The 18,776-nt window shown below is 39.3% G+C and carries 13 protein-coding genes; 7 read left to right on the top strand and 6 right to left on the bottom strand.

What is annotated here, in order from left to right; genetic code table 11:
* Positions 1–349 precede the first annotated feature (349 nt).
* From pyrG to ACLPIE_RS01780, 3 genes are all read left to right on the top strand, one after another.
* Positions 350–1,987 (top strand): glutamine hydrolyzing CTP synthase, encoded by a 1,638-nt coding sequence (gene pyrG / locus ACLPIE_RS01790; protein WP_430259094.1) that lies wholly within the window; start codon positions 350–352, stop codon positions 1,985–1,987.
* A gap of 65 nt (positions 1,988–2,052) precedes the next feature.
* Positions 2,053–3,354 carry a phosphopyruvate hydratase gene (eno, locus tag ACLPIE_RS01785; protein ID WP_430259092.1) on the top strand — a complete coding sequence of 434 codons (1,302 nt, stop codon included), beginning with the start codon at positions 2,053–2,055 and terminating at the stop codon, positions 3,352–3,354.
* Positions 3,355–3,806: 452 nt separating this feature from the next.
* A complete protein-coding gene (locus ACLPIE_RS01780; protein WP_430259090.1) occupies positions 3,807–5,192 on the top strand; it encodes an SLC13 family permease in 1,386 nt (461 codons plus the stop codon).
* 80 nt (positions 5,193–5,272) lie between these two features.
* Here ACLPIE_RS01780 and ACLPIE_RS01775 read toward each other — a convergent pair whose 3' ends face one another.
* The 3 genes from ACLPIE_RS01775 to ACLPIE_RS01765 form a co-directional block, all read right to left on the bottom strand.
* Positions 5,273–6,211: a two-partner secretion domain-containing protein gene (locus ACLPIE_RS01775; protein ID WP_430259088.1), complete on the bottom strand. Its 939-nt coding sequence runs from the start codon at positions 6,209–6,211 to the stop codon at positions 5,273–5,275.
* A gap of 343 nt (positions 6,212–6,554) precedes the next feature.
* A complete protein-coding gene (locus tag ACLPIE_RS01770) occupies positions 6,555–7,745 on the bottom strand; it encodes a serine hydrolase (RefSeq protein ID WP_430259086.1) in 1,191 nt (396 codons plus the stop codon).
* Positions 7,746–7,757: 12 nt separating this feature from the next.
* A complete protein-coding gene (locus ACLPIE_RS01765) occupies positions 7,758–8,054 on the bottom strand; it encodes a hypothetical protein (protein ID WP_430259084.1) in 297 nt (98 codons plus the stop codon).
* 226 nt (positions 8,055–8,280) lie between these two features.
* Here ACLPIE_RS01765 and ACLPIE_RS01760 point away from each other — a divergent pair, with 226 nt between their 5' ends.
* Positions 8,281–9,201, top strand: a complete 921-nt coding sequence (locus tag ACLPIE_RS01760) for a LysR family transcriptional regulator (protein WP_430259082.1) — start codon at positions 8,281–8,283, stop codon at positions 9,199–9,201.
* Positions 9,202–9,600: 399 nt separating this feature from the next.
* Here ACLPIE_RS01760 and ACLPIE_RS01755 read toward each other — a convergent pair whose 3' ends face one another.
* Both ACLPIE_RS01755 and ACLPIE_RS01750 read right to left on the bottom strand, forming a co-directional pair.
* Complete coding sequence (locus ACLPIE_RS01755) at positions 9,601–12,759, bottom strand: efflux RND transporter permease subunit (RefSeq protein ID WP_430259081.1); 3,159 nt, start codon at positions 12,757–12,759, stop codon at positions 9,601–9,603.
* 15 nt (positions 12,760–12,774) lie between these two features.
* The gene (locus ACLPIE_RS01750) at positions 12,775–13,962 is read right to left on the bottom strand and encodes an efflux RND transporter periplasmic adaptor subunit (RefSeq protein ID WP_430259079.1); all 1,188 of its coding nucleotides are present in this window, start codon (positions 13,960–13,962) and stop codon (positions 12,775–12,777) included.
* Between the two features lie 134 nt (positions 13,963–14,096).
* Here ACLPIE_RS01750 and acrR point away from each other — a divergent pair, with 134 nt between their 5' ends.
* The 3 genes from acrR to mscK all read left to right on the top strand — a co-directional run bounded on the left by acrR (position 14,097) and on the right by mscK (position 18,594).
* Complete coding sequence (gene acrR, locus ACLPIE_RS01745) at positions 14,097–14,747, top strand: multidrug efflux transporter transcriptional repressor AcrR (protein ID WP_430259078.1); 651 nt, start codon at positions 14,097–14,099, stop codon at positions 14,745–14,747.
* A gap of 12 nt (positions 14,748–14,759) precedes the next feature.
* A complete protein-coding gene (locus ACLPIE_RS01740; protein ID WP_430259077.1) occupies positions 14,760–15,113 on the top strand; it encodes a DsrE/DsrF/TusD sulfur relay family protein in 354 nt (117 codons plus the stop codon).
* Positions 15,114–15,213: 100 nt separating this feature from the next.
* Positions 15,214–18,594 carry a mechanosensitive channel MscK gene (mscK, locus tag ACLPIE_RS01735; protein ID WP_430259076.1) on the top strand — a complete coding sequence of 1,127 codons (3,381 nt, stop codon included), beginning with the start codon at positions 15,214–15,216 and terminating at the stop codon, positions 18,592–18,594.
* On the opposite strand, the gene ACLPIE_RS01730 is transcribed toward mscK, so the two are convergent.
* Entirely contained in the window at positions 18,595–18,771 is a 177-nt protein-coding gene (locus tag ACLPIE_RS01730) for a DUF2496 domain-containing protein (protein ID WP_430259075.1), read from the bottom strand.
* Between the last annotated feature and the right edge of the window lie 5 nt (positions 18,772–18,776).

Below are 18,776 nucleotides of genomic sequence, written 5' to 3'. Positions count from 1 at the left end.
TTCAAAAATAATGGGTAATATGAAACATTGAGGTATTAAATGGCGATAAGTAGAGTAAATAGTTATTCAAAATCAAAGTTCGTGCAAAATCGCTTATTTTACACTCAATTATGAGCTGAAAGGATTTAGCTTTTGCCTTTAAACTGTGTTAATCTATAAAAATAGACACAAATGACTATTTTTGAAGCGATAAATAATTTTCGTTTCTAACTTGCTGATAATATTAGAGTATTGATGAAATTTAGCCTTATTATGCTTAGAACATTTGTAGCGAAATTAAGGTTCGGGTATACTGTTTTCCCGTCCTGTTATATCCATCATCTTTTAAACCTAAACTTTCAGGTTCAGCATGAAAACTAATTATATTTTTGTGACCGGCGGGGTCGTATCCTCTCTGGGTAAAGGCATTGCCGCAGCCTCTTTGGCGGCTATACTCGAAGCCCGTGGACTCAACGTGACGATTATGAAACTGGACCCCTACATTAACGTAGATCCAGGCACAATGAGCCCAACCCAACACGGGGAAGTTTTCGTTACAGAAGACGGCGCTGAAACTGACTTAGATTTGGGTCACTATGAGCGTTTCATCCGTACCAAAATGACACGTCGTAATAATTTTACTACGGGGCGTGTTTATTCTGAAGTTTTGCGTAAAGAGCGCCGTGGCGACTATTTAGGCGCGACAATTCAAGTTATTCCACATATTACTAATGAAATCAAAGACCGTATTATCCGTGGTGGCGAAGGCCATGATGTCGTTTTGGTTGAAATTGGTGGTACTGTAGGTGATATCGAGTCTCTGCCATTTCTTGAAGCTATTCGTCAAATGGCAGCAGAAGTCGGTCGTGAGCACACCTTATATTTACACTTAACATTAGTGCCATACCTTGCAGCAGCAGGTGAAGTGAAAACTAAGCCAACTCAACATTCTGTAAAAGAATTGCTGTCAATTGGTATCCAACCTGACGTGTTAATTTGTCGCTCAGACCGAGTGATCCCTGCAAATGAACGCGCAAAAATTGCATTGTTCTGTAACGTGCCAGAAAAAGCCGTTATTTCTCTAAAAGATGTCGATTCAATTTATAAAATTCCAGCTTTGTTAAAATCACAAGGTTTAGATGAGTACATCTGTAGCCGTTTCCACATTGATGTGCCAGAGGCTAATTTATCTGAGTGGGAGCAAGTTATTTACGAAGAAGCCAATCCGGCCGGTGAAGTGACCATTGGAATGGTTGGTAAATATGTAGAGCTGCCAGATGCTTATAAATCTGTGATTGAAGCGTTAAAACACGGTGGTTTGAAAAACCGTTTAACAGTGAATATCAAATTGATCGATTCACAAGATATTGAAACGCGCGGTGTTGAGTTACTTAAAGGTTTAGATGCTATTTTAGTGCCAGGCGGTTTTGGTGAGCGTGGTATTGAAGGTAAAATTCTGACGGCTCAATATGCACGTGAAAACAAAATTCCTTATTTAGGTATTTGTTTGGGCATGCAAGTCGCATTGATTGAGTTTGCTCGCAATGTTGCCAATATGGCAGGTGCAAACTCAACAGAATTTAAAGCGGATTGTAAATTCCCAGTTGTTGCGCTAATTACTGAATGGCGTGATGAAGAGGGTAACCTTGAGGTACGTTCGGAAGAGAGCGATCTTGGTGGTACTATGCGTGTAGGTGGTCAACCATGCCATTTAGTGAATGGTAGCTTAGTACGTGAAATGTATGGTGCTGAAACCATCATAGAGCGCCATCGTCACCGTTATGAAGTGAATAACTTACTATTGAAACGCATCGAAGATGCAGGCCTGAAAATTGCTGGTCGTTCAGTAGATAACAAACTGGTAGAAATTATTGAGAACCCAAATCATCCATGGTTTGTGGCTTGTCAATTCCATCCAGAGTTCACCTCTACGCCAAGAGATGGTCACCCATTGTTTGCAGGTTTTGTTAAAGCCGCTGGTAAGTACCAGAAAGGTGAGTTGAAATAAGATATGGGGAAGTCGGTGCATGTGTGCCAACTTCCCGAAATTTAACTTGTACTGAGGAAAACCTAATGTCCAAAATTGTTAAAGTGATCGGCCGTGAAATCATTGACTCTCGTGGTAACCCAACTGTAGAAGCTGAAGTTCATTTAGAAGGTGGTTTTGTTGGTTTAGCAGCGGCTCCATCAGGTGCATCTACAGGGTCCCGTGAAGCACTGGAACTGCGTGACGGTGATAAATCACGTTTTCTGGGTAAAGGTGTTCAAAAAGCAGTTGCTGCTGTTAATGGTCCAATTGCAGAAGCTGTGATCGGTAAAGATGCAAAAGATCAAGCAAACATTGATAAAATCATGATTGACCTTGATGGCACTGAAAATAAATCTAAATTTGGTGCAAACGCAATTCTGGCTGTTTCTTTAGCTAACGCAAAAGCAGCAGCAGCGGCAAAAGGTATGCCTTTGTATGAGCACATCTCTGATCTGAATGGGACTCATGGTCAATACTCTATGCCTCTGCCAATGATGAACATCATCAATGGTGGTGAGCATGCAGATAATAACGTTGATATCCAAGAATTTATGATCCAGCCTGTTGGTGCACCAACACTGAAAGAAGCTGTGCGCATGGGTTCTGAAATCTTCCATCACTTAGCAAAAGTACTTAAATCTAAAGGTATGAATACTGCAGTGGGTGATGAAGGTGGCTATGCACCTAACTTAGAATCAAACGCAGCAGCATTAGCAGCAATTAAAGAAGCTGTTGAGCAAGCAGGTTATGTATTAGGTAAAGACGTAACATTGGCGATGGACTGTGCGGCATCTGAATTCTTTAATGCAGAAACAGGTAACTATGAATTGAAAGGCGAAGGTAAAACCTTTACTTCACAAGAGTTTACCCACTATTTAGAAGAGTTGACTAAACAGTATCCTATCGTTTCTATCGAAGATGGCCTGAATGAATCTGACTGGGATGGTTTCGCATACCAAACTAAAGTTCTTGGTGACAAAATCCAACTGGTTGGTGATGACCTGTTTGTAACTAATACGAAGATCCTGAAAGAAGGTATCGATAAAGGTATCGCTAACTCAATCCTGATCAAATTCAACCAAATCGGTTCTTTAACCGAAACTTTGGCTGCGATTAAAATGGCGAAAGATGCAGGTTACACCGCTGTTATCTCTCACCGTTCAGGTGAAACTGAAGATGCGACTATTGCAGATTTAGCAGTAGGTACAGCAGCTGGCCAAATCAAAACTGGTTCTATGAGCCGTTCTGACCGTGTTGCTAAATATAACCAACTGATTCGTATTGAAGAAGCATTAGGTAAAAATGCACCATTCAATGGTCTGAAAGAAGTGAAAGGCCAAGCGTAATTTTAGTTCGCTAAATTAATTATCGGGGAAGCTAAGGCTTCCCTTTTTTATTTAATGAGTATAAGTAAAATACGAGGTCATATTGCTTTTATCATGTTTCCCATTGATTTTTCATTTGCATGAAAGCTCGATATACCTTTTTGTTAATACATAACATTTAAACCTCTTTAATTTTTAGCGCCTATCTTCAAAAATCACCTATTTGTTTTTATTGATATATAAATACTCTGCGTTATAGGTTTAATTCTAGTTTTTTATTCTTCGGTTTTTACGAATCAATAGGTGGTTTTTTTGGAATTGAAAGATAAAACAGTAAAATTGCACGGTATAGATCGCATTTTTGGATTATCCACATTTTAATCTCATTCGATTAACCCTATATTTCACTCCTTGTAAAAAAATATTAACAATAAAACTCGAAACTAAATTTGCTTCTGAGCTATGGAGTTTACATGGATGCTTCTGAATCTTTGACGCCGGCAGTAAGTCCAACACCGTCAAATAAACGTGGTTGGATTATCTTAGCTATTGATATCGTAATATTAATTTTACTTTTAAAGTATTTGCCTTTTGATGAAAAGGCAAATGCTGGCCTTGCAATGATGGTTTTCATCGGTGTGCTTTGGTTAACTGAAGCTATCCACGTGACAATCACCGCGTTGTGTATCCCTATCTTAGCCGTTGGGCTTGGGTTGATGAATACTGGCGATGCCTTAAAATCATTCGCTAACCCAATTATTTTTCTATTCTTCGGTGGTTTTGCATTAGCCACAGCCTTACACATTCAAGGTTTGGATAGACTCATTGCAAATCGCTTATTAATGGCAGCTCGCGGTCGGCTCTCTGTTGCTGTACTCCTCCTGTTTGGGGTAACGGCGGGTTTATCAATGTGGATCAGTAACACTGCAACCGCAGCAATGATGTTACCATTGGTATTAGGCATTTTATCTAATTTAGATGTACGCCATGAGCGTAATACGTTTGTATTTGTATTATTAGGTGTTGCGTATAGTGCAAGTATTGGCGGCTTAGGTACTATTGTGGGGAGCCCACCAAATGCGATAGCAGCCGCTGCTTTAGGGTTAGACTTTTTGTCATGGATGAAATATGGCATACCAATCATGGTGGTTTTATTGCCAATGATGTTTGTATTGATGTACATGATGTTACGACCAAATCTTAAACATCGTTTTGAAATCGAATTAGAGCATGTGCATTGGAATGGTAAACGTATCACGGCAATGGTGATTTTCCTGTTTGCGGTTGTATGTTGGATCACCAGTACATTTATTAGTGATGCGCTAGGTGGTGTAAAAGATTTAGACACCATTATTGCGATGATAGCGGCGATATTGATTGCTATTACTGGGGTTGCTAGTTGGTCACAGATCCAAAAAAATACGGAGTGGGGCGTATTAATGCTGTTTGGTGGGGGATTAACACTAAGCGCTATTTTGAGCTCATCAGGGGCAAGTAAAATCATGGCGGACTGGATGCAATTAACTTTTGGGGAAAGCCACTGGTTTGTCATTATTTTAGCTGTAACCACTTTTATCATTGTTTTAACGGAATTTACGAGTAATACAGCGAGTGCGGCATTATTAGTTCCTATTTTTGCGACAGTTGCTGAAGCATTAGGTATGCCAGTGATCGTATTAACTATGATCATTGGTATTGGAGCATCTTGTGCATTTATGTTACCAGTCGCAACCCCACCGAACGCGATAGTATTCGGTTCAGGTTATATTCGACAAATTGAAATGGTAAGGGTAGGAGCTGTATTAAATGTAGCTTGTATCATTGTAATTTCCCTATTTGCATGGTTCTTCTGGATGTAGTTTTTAAACTCGTATTACTTGTACTAACTAACGGCCTTCTTTTGAGGCCGTTTTACATTGTTGTACTGCTAGACTCAAGATTATTGAGCTGAATGGGCGACAAGTGCTTGTTGATTTTTCCCTATCTTAATCACGCCTTTATCTGAAAGCATAATTTCACTGTCCCCAAGTGTAGAGAGATTCATCGCGCTAATGAGTCCCTGTATATCAATTTTGTTTTGAGGACAAAGAAAACTGTCTTTGCATTGGTATTGATGGCTTTCAAGCGTGATGCTACGCCCCACTAGCTTTGTCTGTTCACTTAATTCCAAATGATTTCCTCGCAGATAAGGAATATCAGTCTTGAATTTTGAACTGTACTTAAGAGCCCCCTCACTGGGAGAAAGTGTTGCACTACCGGATGCGCTAATATAGTTTTGCATGGCAGAGTTAACATTGAGGGCATTTTGCAATTTTATCTGATCGGCAAATACATTCAGTTTCGATAATAGAATAGGGTTACTGTGTTGTTGGCTAATACTGATTAGACTACCCGGTTGGGTTGAAAATTTTAGTTGGTTATAGTCCTCCAGTTTTTTGGGCTCAAGTTGATTGTTTTTTTCTTTATTTTTGACGTATTGTCTCTCAAATTTACCTGCGATTAGCGATAGGCTATTGATATTATTAATAACACCTTCATTCCAAGAAATACCATTTGGGTTGGCGATGACAAGGTTTGCTCGCTGTCCCTTAACCCCTAATATACCCTGTAAATGGCTTTCTTCCGAGCCTGTCACTTCTGCAAATATCAGCTTTGCCGCTTTATTATTAAGATTACTATTGCTGTTGATGTCATTATTGAAAATTAGGCCATCCTCATTGGAAGATAAGCTTTCGAATGTATTGAATGAAATATGGTTTTTAAGTGGCGCCTCAATATTAATTAACTTTGCTTTATCAATATTGGGTTCGGTTGCTTGAGATGCGTAAGGCAAAAAAAAGTAAAGAAAAGAGATAGATGATATTACGATTGATTTCATATTGATGCTCCTTGCTATTAGATAATCTCCTCGTTGCTAATGAGTATAAAGGCTAATCCACGTTTCAAGGCAATCAAAAAATGAAATAGGGATATTAATAAAAGATATAAATACCTATTAAAAATAGAGCGTGCAGTTACGCTCTTTTCTAAATGATACACATTGCCCGATATTGATTCACTCCTACGATCAAACGATAGAAAAGGGTACATGGCTTTGCTGTTAGGCCTGCCGTCTTTATTTAAATTCAAATTTGGTGCTACCAGAATGATTAATTATTTAAAAACAGTCAGTTATAGTTAACTATTTAACACAATTACTATTAATCTTCTTATCTTTTTTGTTAATTGAAAACAGCCTTAATATCTTCAATTAGTCTATCTATTGTTTTCAAGATAAAATCCCAAATGTTATTGAAAATATTTCCTTTTTCGATATCTTCGGTGGAAATTAATTCTCTTGTTGCTATTTTTTTATCATCAACAAGAAACTCGGTATAGCCAACAATATCTCCTTTTTTAATAGGGGCTGAAATATAGCTATCGTTAAATACAGAATTAATTTTTATTTTATTTATATCTTTCTTTTTTATATCTATCGCTGTACCTTCAGGGTAAGTCACTTGCATTTCTGTTTTATTACCGTACCAAACTCGCACTGGTATGGTATTTGTAACATCTGGTTTATAAACAGTATAATTATCAAATCCCCAAGATAGTAATTTATCCGCCTCATTAAATCTTGTTGCGGATGAATCTGCGTCCAGTACAACAGCAATATATCTAATATGATTGTTGGTAGCTGATGAAATAATATGGTATTTATTATAAGATGTTGTTCCTGTTATTAACCCATCAACATCAAGTTTGCTTTGATATAAAAGTTTATTGCGATTATACTGCTTAATTCCATTATGTGAGAACGTAATCTCTTTATATAATAGGTAATCATTAGGCGAATCTTTAATTAATTGTTTAGCTAAATATGCCATATCAAAAGCAGAGGTGTATTGATTACTTGCATTTAATCCATGTACATTTTGAAAAAACGTATTGATCATTCCAATATCTTTAGCGGTTTTATTCATTAATTCAACAAAACCATCTTGACTACTAGCTATATATTTCGCTAGTGCAATTGCGGCATCATTAGCCGATTGGATTATTAATCCTTTTTTCAGAGAAGCCACATCAACCTGCTCATCGGCCTTAAGAAACATTAATGGCGAACCCTTTAAAATGGGGTTAGCATAAGCCCATGCTTCTTTATCTATGATAACGACATCATCATTTTTTATATAACCTAATGATGTTGATTTTGCAACCAAATATGAAGTCATTAATTTGACTAAACTTGCTGGCTCAATATGTTTTGCGCCTTCTTGTTCGGCTAATATTTCTCCTGTTTCATAAGACATTAACACCCAGCTACCAGCAGAAATTATTGGTTTTTCTTCATTAGCATAAAGTGTAGTGCTAGATATTAGGGCGATTACAGGGATGGCGATTATAGGGGGGATTATCTTTTTATTCATAGCGTTCAGTTTTTAATTAATAATGTGAAGATTGGTGATAGAGATATTTTTAAATTGCACTAGCTGACATTGTATCCGTTCCCCATCATGAAACATGATGAGATGAAACTGGTTGTTGTTTGTTTTATCAATGTAGGTATCTCCATTTAAAAATGGATATAGTCTATATTTCACTCCATTGATAATTTTTACTTGAGAACCCGGTGAAACATAAAATTCATTATTATTTTGCATCGTACTTATCCTGTAATTTGTATGAAAAATAACAACTTCCCCTTTATCCATACAATCCAGCGTTATTTCTGTCATGGCGTGGGATTCTCTACATGAGAAAAAAAACAAATAAGATATGAATAGTATAAATATCTTGTATTGATGCATTACCTATCTCTTTTTATTACTCAAAAATAATTATCTTATGATAACTGTATGTTTTTACTGTTTTATAGAAAATAAAATGAATCTATGTGTAAAAGTTGTTACTATGATGAACATATGGCTTAAACTCATCAATAGTAAATAGTGACTATCTGATATGAATAAAATTGATATCGAGACAATAGATTTAAATTTAATGAAAGTATTTGAAGCGCTATTTGAAGAAGGAAGTGCTACACGAGCCGCAATTAGACTAGGTTTAACTCAATCAGCGGTGAGTGCTTCACTGTCTAAGTTAAGAGTTATTTTTCTTGATCCTCTTTTTGAAAGGACGGGGCGGGGATTAAAACCTTCAGCGCGTGCTAATGAATTAGCGCCAATAATCGAAAATGCATTAAGCCAATGCCGTTTAGTAATGGCTTACGCTGCACCTAAGGATAATTTTGAAGGAAGAACGATAACAATTGGATTATCAGATGATTATGAAATTTCAATTGGCAAGCAATTACTTGATGCAATTAATCATGCATTACCAGGAATTCATGTTATTTATCGACAAACACACTCGCGCATTGTACAAGACATGCTCTTACGGCATCAAATCGATTTAGCCATTACAGCAGGTGGTATAGCTTCTCATCTCATAAAAACACATCGTTTAGGAAAAGGTAATTATCTATGTATTACAGATAAAAGAAATCCAGTACCTCAAAGTATTGAGCAATATGCTGATTCCCCTCATTTATTAGTTTCGTCTGGAGGGTTTGTAGGGGTGGTTGATGAGGCACTAAAGCCATTAGGACTAAAGCGAAAGATAAAGATTTCTACGACTCATTTTTCTGCGGTGCCATTTTTGCTATCAGGAAATTATTTATTAACAACAATCCCATCACATGCGGCACTAGCTATTGCTAATTTAACAGGGATGGTCGTATTTGAACCACCAGTTAATATGCCTTGTTATGAATTGATGATAGGTAATCGTATTGGTGGAAAACATGATGATGTTATCGATAAAATTAAACAACTGATCATGGAAACATGTTCTACCTCTGAATATCTAACGCTAACAATATAATAATATTGCTGCTGATGCCTGTGTGCTGCTGTATAGCATCATTGAGACAGCAAAAGGTCACGCCTTCGCTGTAACTCCTTACACTGAAACTAGAACGCCCCGTAGGGTCATGGATCGCTTATAAACCATGTAGCTATCAATTATGCTGATGTGAGTATTAACTTGCTGTTCAATCAGTGAAGATGCGTGATTTCCTGCCGCGCCTATTACAATCTTGCACCTCTGTACCATGCACCGAATTTATCTTCTGCCTCTTCCTAACCAGTAACAAAAAAGCTTCCTGCATCCGTGCCGTCAAGTCGATTCTGGGCAAACCAAAGTTAGTCACCAGAATAGAGGTGACACAATTTAAACAAAAAAAAGAGCCACATAGCGGCTCTTTTCTAATCAATCCAGCAATTAATGTGCTGCCGGTGGGTTATTGTGCTCAATGTCCTCTGATTTCTTCGAGAAGCGGCGACGTATCACCACGAAGAACACTGGAACGAAGAAGATAGCCAATGATGTTGCTGCGAACATACCACCTAGAACACCGGTACCAACGGAGTTCTGAGACGCGGAACCCGCACCATTACTAAACACCAATGGGATAACCCCAAGCATAAATGCCAGTGATGTCATCAAGATTGGTCTTAGACGCATTTTAACTGCATCAAGCGTTGCTTCGACTAATCCTTTACCTTCTTTTTCCATCAAGTCTTTGGCGAATTCAACAATTAAGATTGCGTTTTTCGCCGAGAGCCCGATAGTGGTTAACAGTCCAACTTTAAAGTAAACGTCATTATCTAAACCACGAAGTGAGGTGAAGATTAATGCACCGATAATACCGAGTGGAACGACTAACATTACAGAGAATGGTACTGACCAGCTTTCATAAAGAGCCGCCAGACACAAGAAGACCACTATCAATGAAATCGCATATAACGCAGGTGCTTGGTTGCCTGCTAAACGTTCTTGATAGGACATACCTGTCCACTCATAGCTAATACCTTTAGGCAGGTTTTCTGTGGTCAGTTGTTCCATCAACAACATTGCATCACCCGTACTTTTTCCAGGTGCTGCTTGACCTTGAATGTTCATCGATGGAACACCGTTATAACGCTCTAAACGTGGTGAACCAAACTTCCAAGGGTCTTTTGAGTCGTCTATAAATGCAGAGAACGGAACCATTTTGCCTTGGTTGTTGCGAACATACAGGTTACTGATATCTGATGGTAACATACGGCTTTCAGCGTCACCTTGGACGTAAACTTTCTTCACACGACCGCGGTCGATAAAGTCATTTACGTAAGCGCCACCAAACACCGAGCTCAAGGTTGCGTTGATATCACTGATAGCCACACCTTGTGCTTGTGCTTTTTGTTGGTCAATATAAATACGATATTGAGAGGTATCATCCTGACCATTTGGGCGAACACTTTGTAGCATTTCTGGGTGTTGAGCAGCTAATCCAAGCAACTGGTTACGGGCTTGCATCAATTGCTCATGCCCTAAGTTAGCTTTATCAACTAACTCAAAGTCAAACCCGTCAGCAGTTCCTAACTCAACAATTGCAGGTAGGTTAAACGCATAAATTAAAGCTTCCTGTTTTTGTGACAGGGCGATATTAGCGCGTTGTACAATCGCATCAACGTGGTTTTCATCGCCTTTACGTTCACTCCAATTCTTCAGAACGATAAAGGCGAGCCCCATGTTCTGGCCTTGACCCGCGAAGCTAAAGCCGCCAACGGTAAAGACAGACTCAACGTTGTCTTTTTCTTTGGTATGGTAGTAGTCATTGACTTCATCCAGCACCGCTTGTGTTTGTTCTTGTGTAGACCCTGGTGGTAATTGGATCATTGACAAGAATACACCTTGGTCTTCCGCGGGTAAGAATGAAGATGGCAAGCGTACGAACATCAGTGCCATGCCTGCCACTAACAGTAAGTAAATAACTAAGTAACGGCCAGTACCGTTAAGCATACGACTTACACTGTCAGTATAGTGGTGAGCCTGTTTTTCAAACGTTTTGTTAAACCATCCGAAGAAACCTGTTTTGCTGCCATGATCACCTTTTTCAATTGGTTTTAACATGGTGGCACACAGTGCTGGTGTTAGGATCATTGCAACCAGTACTGACAATATCATGGATGATACAATCGTAATTGAGAACTGACGGTAAATAGCCCCTGTAGAACCACCGAAGAAGGCCATAGGAATAAATACCGCAGACAATACCATTGCAATACCGACTAATGCCCCTTGGATTTGACCCATTGATTTTTTGGTCGCTTCTTTTGGTGACAAGCCTTCCTCTTGCATAACACGCTCAACGTTCTCAACGACAACGATGGCGTCATCGACGAGAAGCCCGATGGCGAGTACCATTGCAAACATCGTCAAGGTGTTTATCGAGTAACCAAACGCGGACAAGATAGCAAAAGTACCCAGCAAGACAACAGGAACTGCAATTGTCGGTATTAATGTTGCGCGAATGTTTTGTAGGAACAAATACATAACCACAACAACCAGCATGATTGCTTCAACTAACGTTTTAACCACTTCGTTAATCGAAATTTTAACGAATGGGGTTGTATCGTACGGATAAACAATCTCTAAGCCTTGAGGGAAGAAGGGCTTCATTTCCTCAAGTGCGGCACGGACGTTATTAGAGGTATCTAATGCGTTTGCACCGGTTGCCAGTTTAATACCAATACCCGCAGCAGGTTTACCGTTAAAGCGAGCGATTGTACTGTAGTTTTCTGCACCGAGTTGAACGTCAGCAACATCTTTTATACGTACTTGTGAACCATCTTGATTCACTCGCAGTAAAATATTACTAAATTCATCGACATTGTTTAAACGTGTCTGTGCAATGATAGATACGTTCAAACGCTGGTTCGCAATTGAAGGCGCTCCACCGAGTTGTCCTGCCGCTACTTGGTTGTTTTGTACCTTGATAGCATTAACGACATCGGTTGTCGTCATATTGTACTTAACAAGTTGCTCTGGTTTTAACCAGATACGCATTGCATATTGCGTACCAAATAGTTGGGTTTCACCAACACCGTTAACTCGGCTAAGTGGGTCTTTAATGTTTGACCCTACGTAGTCGGCAATATCATATTGCCCCATTGAGCCATCGTTTGACACGAAACCGGCAACCATCAAGAACGAACTGGTTGATTTATCAACACTGATACCTTGCTGCTGAACTTCTTGGGGCAGCAATGGCATTGCCAGTTGCAATTTGTTTTGCACCTGTACCTGCGCGATATCACCATCAGTTCCCGCTTCAAACGTCAGCGTAATATTAGCAGAACCTGATGAATCACTGCTCGATGACATATATACCAAGTTATCGATACCGTTCATATTCTGTTCGATAACCTGAGTTACTGTATTTTGTACCGTCTCAGCATCCGCACCCGGATAGTTTGCTGAAATAGAAACCGCTGGTGGTGCGATGGTCGGGTACTGTGAAACAGGTAACTGGATAATTGCCAACAGACCAGCAAGCATGGTGATAATTGCAATTACCCACGCAAAAATTGGTCTTTCTATAAAAAACTTAGGCATTAATCAACCGCTCCCTTATTTAGACTTTTCTTCAGGTTTAGCCTGATTGTCTATGGATTGCGTTTCTAAGTTAGCTTCCTTAGGATTAACAACAATTCCTGGTTTGATTTTTTGTAAGCCGATGACAATAACGCGGTCACCCGCTTGTAAGCCATCTGTGATCAACCATTTGTTGCCAACAGCTTGTCCTGCTTTAACCTTTCTGACTTCAACTTTATTCTCAGCGCCAACAACCATGACTTGAGAGGTTCCTTGAGCAGTACGAGATAATCCTTGTTGCGGAACTAGAATCGCTTTATCAATAACGCCATCTTCTAAAATTGCACGAACAAACATTCCTGGTAATAATTCTTTGTTCGGGTTAGGGAACACAGCTCTCATTGTGATAGAACCTGTTGTTTCATCAACAGTCACATCAGAGAACTCAAGAACGCCTTTTTGTGCATACTCTTGGCCATTATTACTCACAAGACTTACTGGTGCTTGACCTGATTCTCGTTGTATAGCGCCTTTCGCTATCTCATTTTTTAGGCGCAAAAAATCATCACTTGATTGAGTAACGTCTACATAGATAGGGTCTAGTTGCTGAACACGCATTAGCTCAGTTGCTTGACCCGATGAAACTAATGCCCCTTCTGTGACATTTGATTTACCAGTACGGCCACTGATTGGTGCAGTTACTTTGGTATAGTTCAGATTAATGCGTGCAGTTTCAACTGCGGCTTCTGCCGCTTTAACCGCAGCTAAAGCTTGAGCATAGGTTGATGTCGCTTGGTCATATTCCTGACGACTAATGTAGTTAGTACCTAATAATGGTTTATAACGTTTGACTGTCAATCCCGCAAGATTTGCATTCGCTTGTGCTTTTGCTAATTCCGCTTTTGCGCTGTCATAGGTTGCTTGGAATGGCGCAGGGTCAATTTGGTACAAAGATGTACCGGCTTCAACGTCACTGCCTTCTTTATAGTTGCGTTTCAATATGATACCGCTAACTTGAGGGCGAACCTCAGCAACACGAAATGCGGATGTACGACCTGGTAACTCGGTTTTGAGAGTCAGAGGTTCGGCTTTAAGCGTAACAATTCCTACTTCAGGCGCCGGGCGTTCTCCGCCACCTTGTTGTTCATCGTTACAACCAGATAAAGCCAAGCCACCTGAAAGAACCAACAGAGCCAGAGGTAACACCCCTCTGTTTTTTCGCATAAGTTAACCTCAATTAATCAATATGAGTTCAAAACAAAAATAAGAAAAATGGTAAACAATATGATTTATCACTGTGCTATAGTACAAACATACGCGAATGTATGTAAATCAGCTTTCGATCGAAACGGGTCACAATGGCACGAAAAACTAAACAACAGGCTGAAGAAACCCGACAGGAAATATTAGATGCAGCCATCAAAACATTTTCTGAGCGAGGCGTTTCAGCCACATCACTAGCCGATATTGCAAAAGCAGCGGGTGTTACCCGGGGTGCAATATATTGGCATTTCAAAAATAAAGTTGATCTTTTTTATCAAGCTTGTGAATTTGGAGATAACCAAATTATACAAGCTGAAGAATATTATCGTTCTAAATATACCAATGATCCACTTTCAATACTAAGAGAATTATTAGTTTTTATTTTGACCGATTTTATTGAAAGTCCCAAAAATCGAGCTTTGATGGAAATTTTCTTTTTGAAGTGTGAATTAGTGGGCGAAATGGCAGAGTTAGTGGACTTTAAACGGGCAAATTACGTTGCTAGTCAATGTCGGATTGTTGATAATTTGAGTGATTGTATTGATGCGGGGCAACTCCCCGATGATTTAGACGTTGAATGTGCGGCAATTATGATCCGTTCTTTGATGTCAGGCTTATTAGAAAATTGGCTGATACAGACAGATAATTTTAATATAAATCAACATACAATCACATTAGTTGATACACTGTTAGAGACTTTAAAGAGCAACCCCGCAATACGGCTTAAACCAGTCCAAACAAAATAATTGGAGTATAAGATGGCATCTATCCTCATTATTGCCAATGGCGCACCTTATGGCAGTGAAACCCTGTTTAATTCATTGCGCTTGGCAATTACCTTAAAAGACCAAGACCCTCAGCTTGATTTAAAAATTTTCTTGATGTCAGATGCGGTTGCCGCGGGTTTAGCCGCCCAAAAACCTAAAGAGGGTTATAATCTCCAGCAGATGTTGGAAATTCTAACAGCACAAAACGTGCCTGTTAAATTATGTAAAACCTGTACTGATGCTCGTGGTATTAGTGAATTAGCGCTTGCAGATGGTGTCGAGGTAGGGACGCTGGTTGAGTTAGCGAGTTGGACACTAAGCGTAGATAAAGTTTTAACATTCTAATTCACGATATGTATTGTGTTGTTTCAAGTGGAGTGCTGGTGATAAATGGCCAGCACTTTGTTTAATTAAACAAAGTATGAAAGATATATAGGATGTTGCTATGGTGAAACGACAACGGAGATGGCAATATTTAATCAGTGCAATATTGTTTTTATGTATCGTCTTATACTCATACTCTGCCACTGCATTAACCTCTAATAGCTTACCCAGTAAAAATGACATAAAAACTGCGCTTAATGCCTTAAATAAAAAAAGTGCACTGAGTGAAGACGAAAAGCTGATTCTTGCTGATTTACAAAAAACCTCAGATTTTTTTAATGAATTAGATAAATTAGAACAACGATTAGATGAACTGCAAAAAAAACTCAATAGCTCAAATGAAGAATCAAAGTTGGCAGTTCAAGGTTTACAGAGAATAAAAAATGAAAATGAGCAACAAACGGCTAATTTTACGCAAAAAATTCAAAACAGTAATCTGGCACAATTAGAAGCACTGCAAACCTCTTATTTAGACGAGCTGCAATCAGAGCAAAATGACCTCGCTACTTATAGTAGTCAACTAATAGGGTTACAGACCCAACCAGAACGTGCTCAAGCGATGATGTTAGAAAATGCTAAGCGGCTTCAAGACATCCGTAATGAGTTAAATAGCACACTAAATGATGCAGTGAGCTTACGGCCTACTCAAATTAATATGTTGCAGGTAGAGCAGTATTTGCTGCAACAACAAAATGAATATCAAAAGCGGATTTTGCAGGCGAATACTCAATTGCAAGATGTATTGCAAAAGCAGCGAGATTATACGGCTGCGTATATTGAACAACTCGAAGTTCATATTCAACAGATTCAAGCTACCATTAGCCACCGACGCCTTAAAGATTCTCAATCAACAGTACGTGAAGCATTGAGCTCTTCTGGAACGAATATTAATGTTCAACAAAACCCGATTATTCAAAAAGAAATCTCGATTAATAATGCACTCAGTGATCGACTTATCATGGTCACTGAAGACAGCAATAAATTAGTGCAAAATGGTATACGGGTAAAAACTTGGTTAGAAAGAGCAACGCAGTCAGAACGCAATCTAAAAGAACAAATCAACGTATTACGTGGTAGCTTGCTGTTATCTCGCATTTTATTTCAACAACAGATTGATTTGCCATCGGACATTTTAACTAAAAATCTACCAACAACAATTGCTGATTTAAGACTCGAACAATTTGATATTAATCAGCAACGTGATGAGTTATACCAACCGAATGATTATATTACTAAGTTAGAGCAACAATTAGAGGTTAAAACGGGGGGAGAACAAGAAGCTGCAACCTTGTTATCCGCAGAGGATAAAGCGGTATTAATCAAGTTACTGGAAGCGCGCCGAGGATTACTTGATGAGTTAAATCAGCAACTTGGTGGCCAAATATCACAGGCGATTAATCTACAGCTAGATCAAAACCAACTGTTGAGTGTGGTGAGTTCTCTTGAAAGCACATTGGCACAGCAAATATTTTGGGTGAACAGCAACAAAACAATTGATATAGAGTGGGTTAAAACCTTTCCTGAAGCCGCGGCTGCGCAATTTAATAATTTTGATTTTAGCTTATCGAGCCGCAGTATTAAAAAAGGGACTAGCAATTCTTTAATCGTAGTTATCCCACTCGTTTTAGTGGCCTTCATCTTTATTTGGTTCAATAGAAAGGTAGCTCAACGTCTGCAAGATATTGACCTACGCCTTTCAAGTTTGCGCAGTGACAGTGTTTTAAGTACCCCTTTTGCTTTGCTACTGACATTAATACAAACCTTGCCTATTTCATTATTTTTATTAGCTGTGGGCTATTGGTTTTTAAAAACGGGTAACACCCAAGGGACTTTCTTTTGGCACTTTTGTCAGCAGTTAGCCATTTTTTGGGTGTTATTTGAGTTAACGTACCGGGTGCTTAAACCCCAAGGTATCGCACAAAAACACTTCGGCATTGAAAAAGAAAAAATAACGTTAGCTCGGCGCGGAATGTTTAGGCTGTCGATCCCTCTATTACCACTTATTTTCTTTTCGACTTATGGGGTGAATAATCCATTAAAAGTGTCGGAGGATGTGATTGGCCAGTTAGTGGTGTTAGTTTCTCTGGTGCTATTGTGTATTTTTACCACGCCATTTTGTAAACAAGTCTGGCAAGAAAGAGGAAGTCATTTAACGCGCAGTATCGTTGTAACATTACTGACATTTTCCCCTTTGATTTTAGTTGGTTTGATGATGGCTGGCTATTACTACACCACATTACGTTTGGCGAACCGTTGGATTGACAGCTTATATTTGCTGTTACTGTGGTATATCACCTATAACGCCTGCTTGAGAGGGCTTACATTGGTGGCGCGTAAATTGGCTTACCAACGCGCTATTGAGCGCCGAGCGATGTCAAAGCAAGAAGAAGCAGAAAATGAGCCAATCAAAGAACCACCAATGACTATTGAGCTTATCAGTCAGCAGTCGCTGCGCTTAACTACGATGGTATTGTTTATTATTTTTGCACTGGCATTTTATGCAATTTGGTCTGATTTTATTACCATTTTCTCTTTCTTAGATAGTGTCAATTTGTGGAGTTATACGACGACCTCTGCGGAAGGTGGCAATATCTTGCAATACGTAACGCTGGCTAATCTAATCTTAGCGTTGGTGGTTATCGTGGTGTCGTGGGTCATGACGCGAAACTTACCAGGATTACTTGAAGTGTTGGTCTTATCTCGCTTGAAGCTACGTCAAGGTTCTACTTATGCCATTACGACTATTTTAACCTACATTATTGTTGGTATTGGGGCGATCGCTTCATTAGGTATGATTGGTGTCACGTGGAGCAAGCTGCAATGGTTAGCTGCTGCGTTAACCGTTGGACTAGGGTTTGGTTTACAAGAGATCTTTGCTAACTTTGTTTCAGGGATTATTTTACTGTTTGAAAGACCTATTCGTATCGGGGATACGGTCACTATTGGAACCTACTCAGGGACAGTCAGTAAGATCCGCATTCGTGCGACAACCATCGTCGATTTTGATCGCAAAGAAGTGATCATCCCGAATAAAGCCTTCGTGACTGAACGGTTGATCAACTGGTCGCTTTCAGACACCGTTACACGGGTAACGATCGCAATTGGAGTGGCTTACGGCTCAGATCTGGATAAAGTGAAGCGCGTCTTACTCTCTGCTGCAACCAATAACAGCAAAGTCATGACAGAGCCCGCGCCGAATGTTTATTTTACCAGTTTTGGAGCGAGTACGTTGGATCATGAGCTGCGTTTCTATGTACGCCAAATTGGCGATCGTGGTGTGACGAGTGATGAAGTGAATCGTGCGATAGACAAGCTGTGCCGAGAAAATGATATTGATATTGCATTCAATCAATTAGAGGTTCATTTGCATAATAGCAAAGGGGATGAGGTGCAAGAAATTAAACGCGTTCCTAAAGATGGCGATGATAACTTATCAAGTTAGTTAAATTTCTTTTGTGCAGGGAGTTTTTGCTGCCTGCATTTGTTTAGAAATATAATCATTTCTAACAATATCAAGAGCTTTTAGTACTATATCTATTTCTACGTCTGAAGTTTCGAGTAGATAAATCAAGTCTACGGCAAGTTGAGTTTCTAATGGCGCATCTTTAAGTGAAGACATGGCAA

Source organism: Providencia sp. Me31A, assembly GCF_050487165.1.
GTDB lineage: Bacteria > Pseudomonadota > Gammaproteobacteria > Enterobacterales > Enterobacteriaceae > Providencia.
This window is presented reverse-complemented; position numbering and strand designations above follow the sequence as displayed.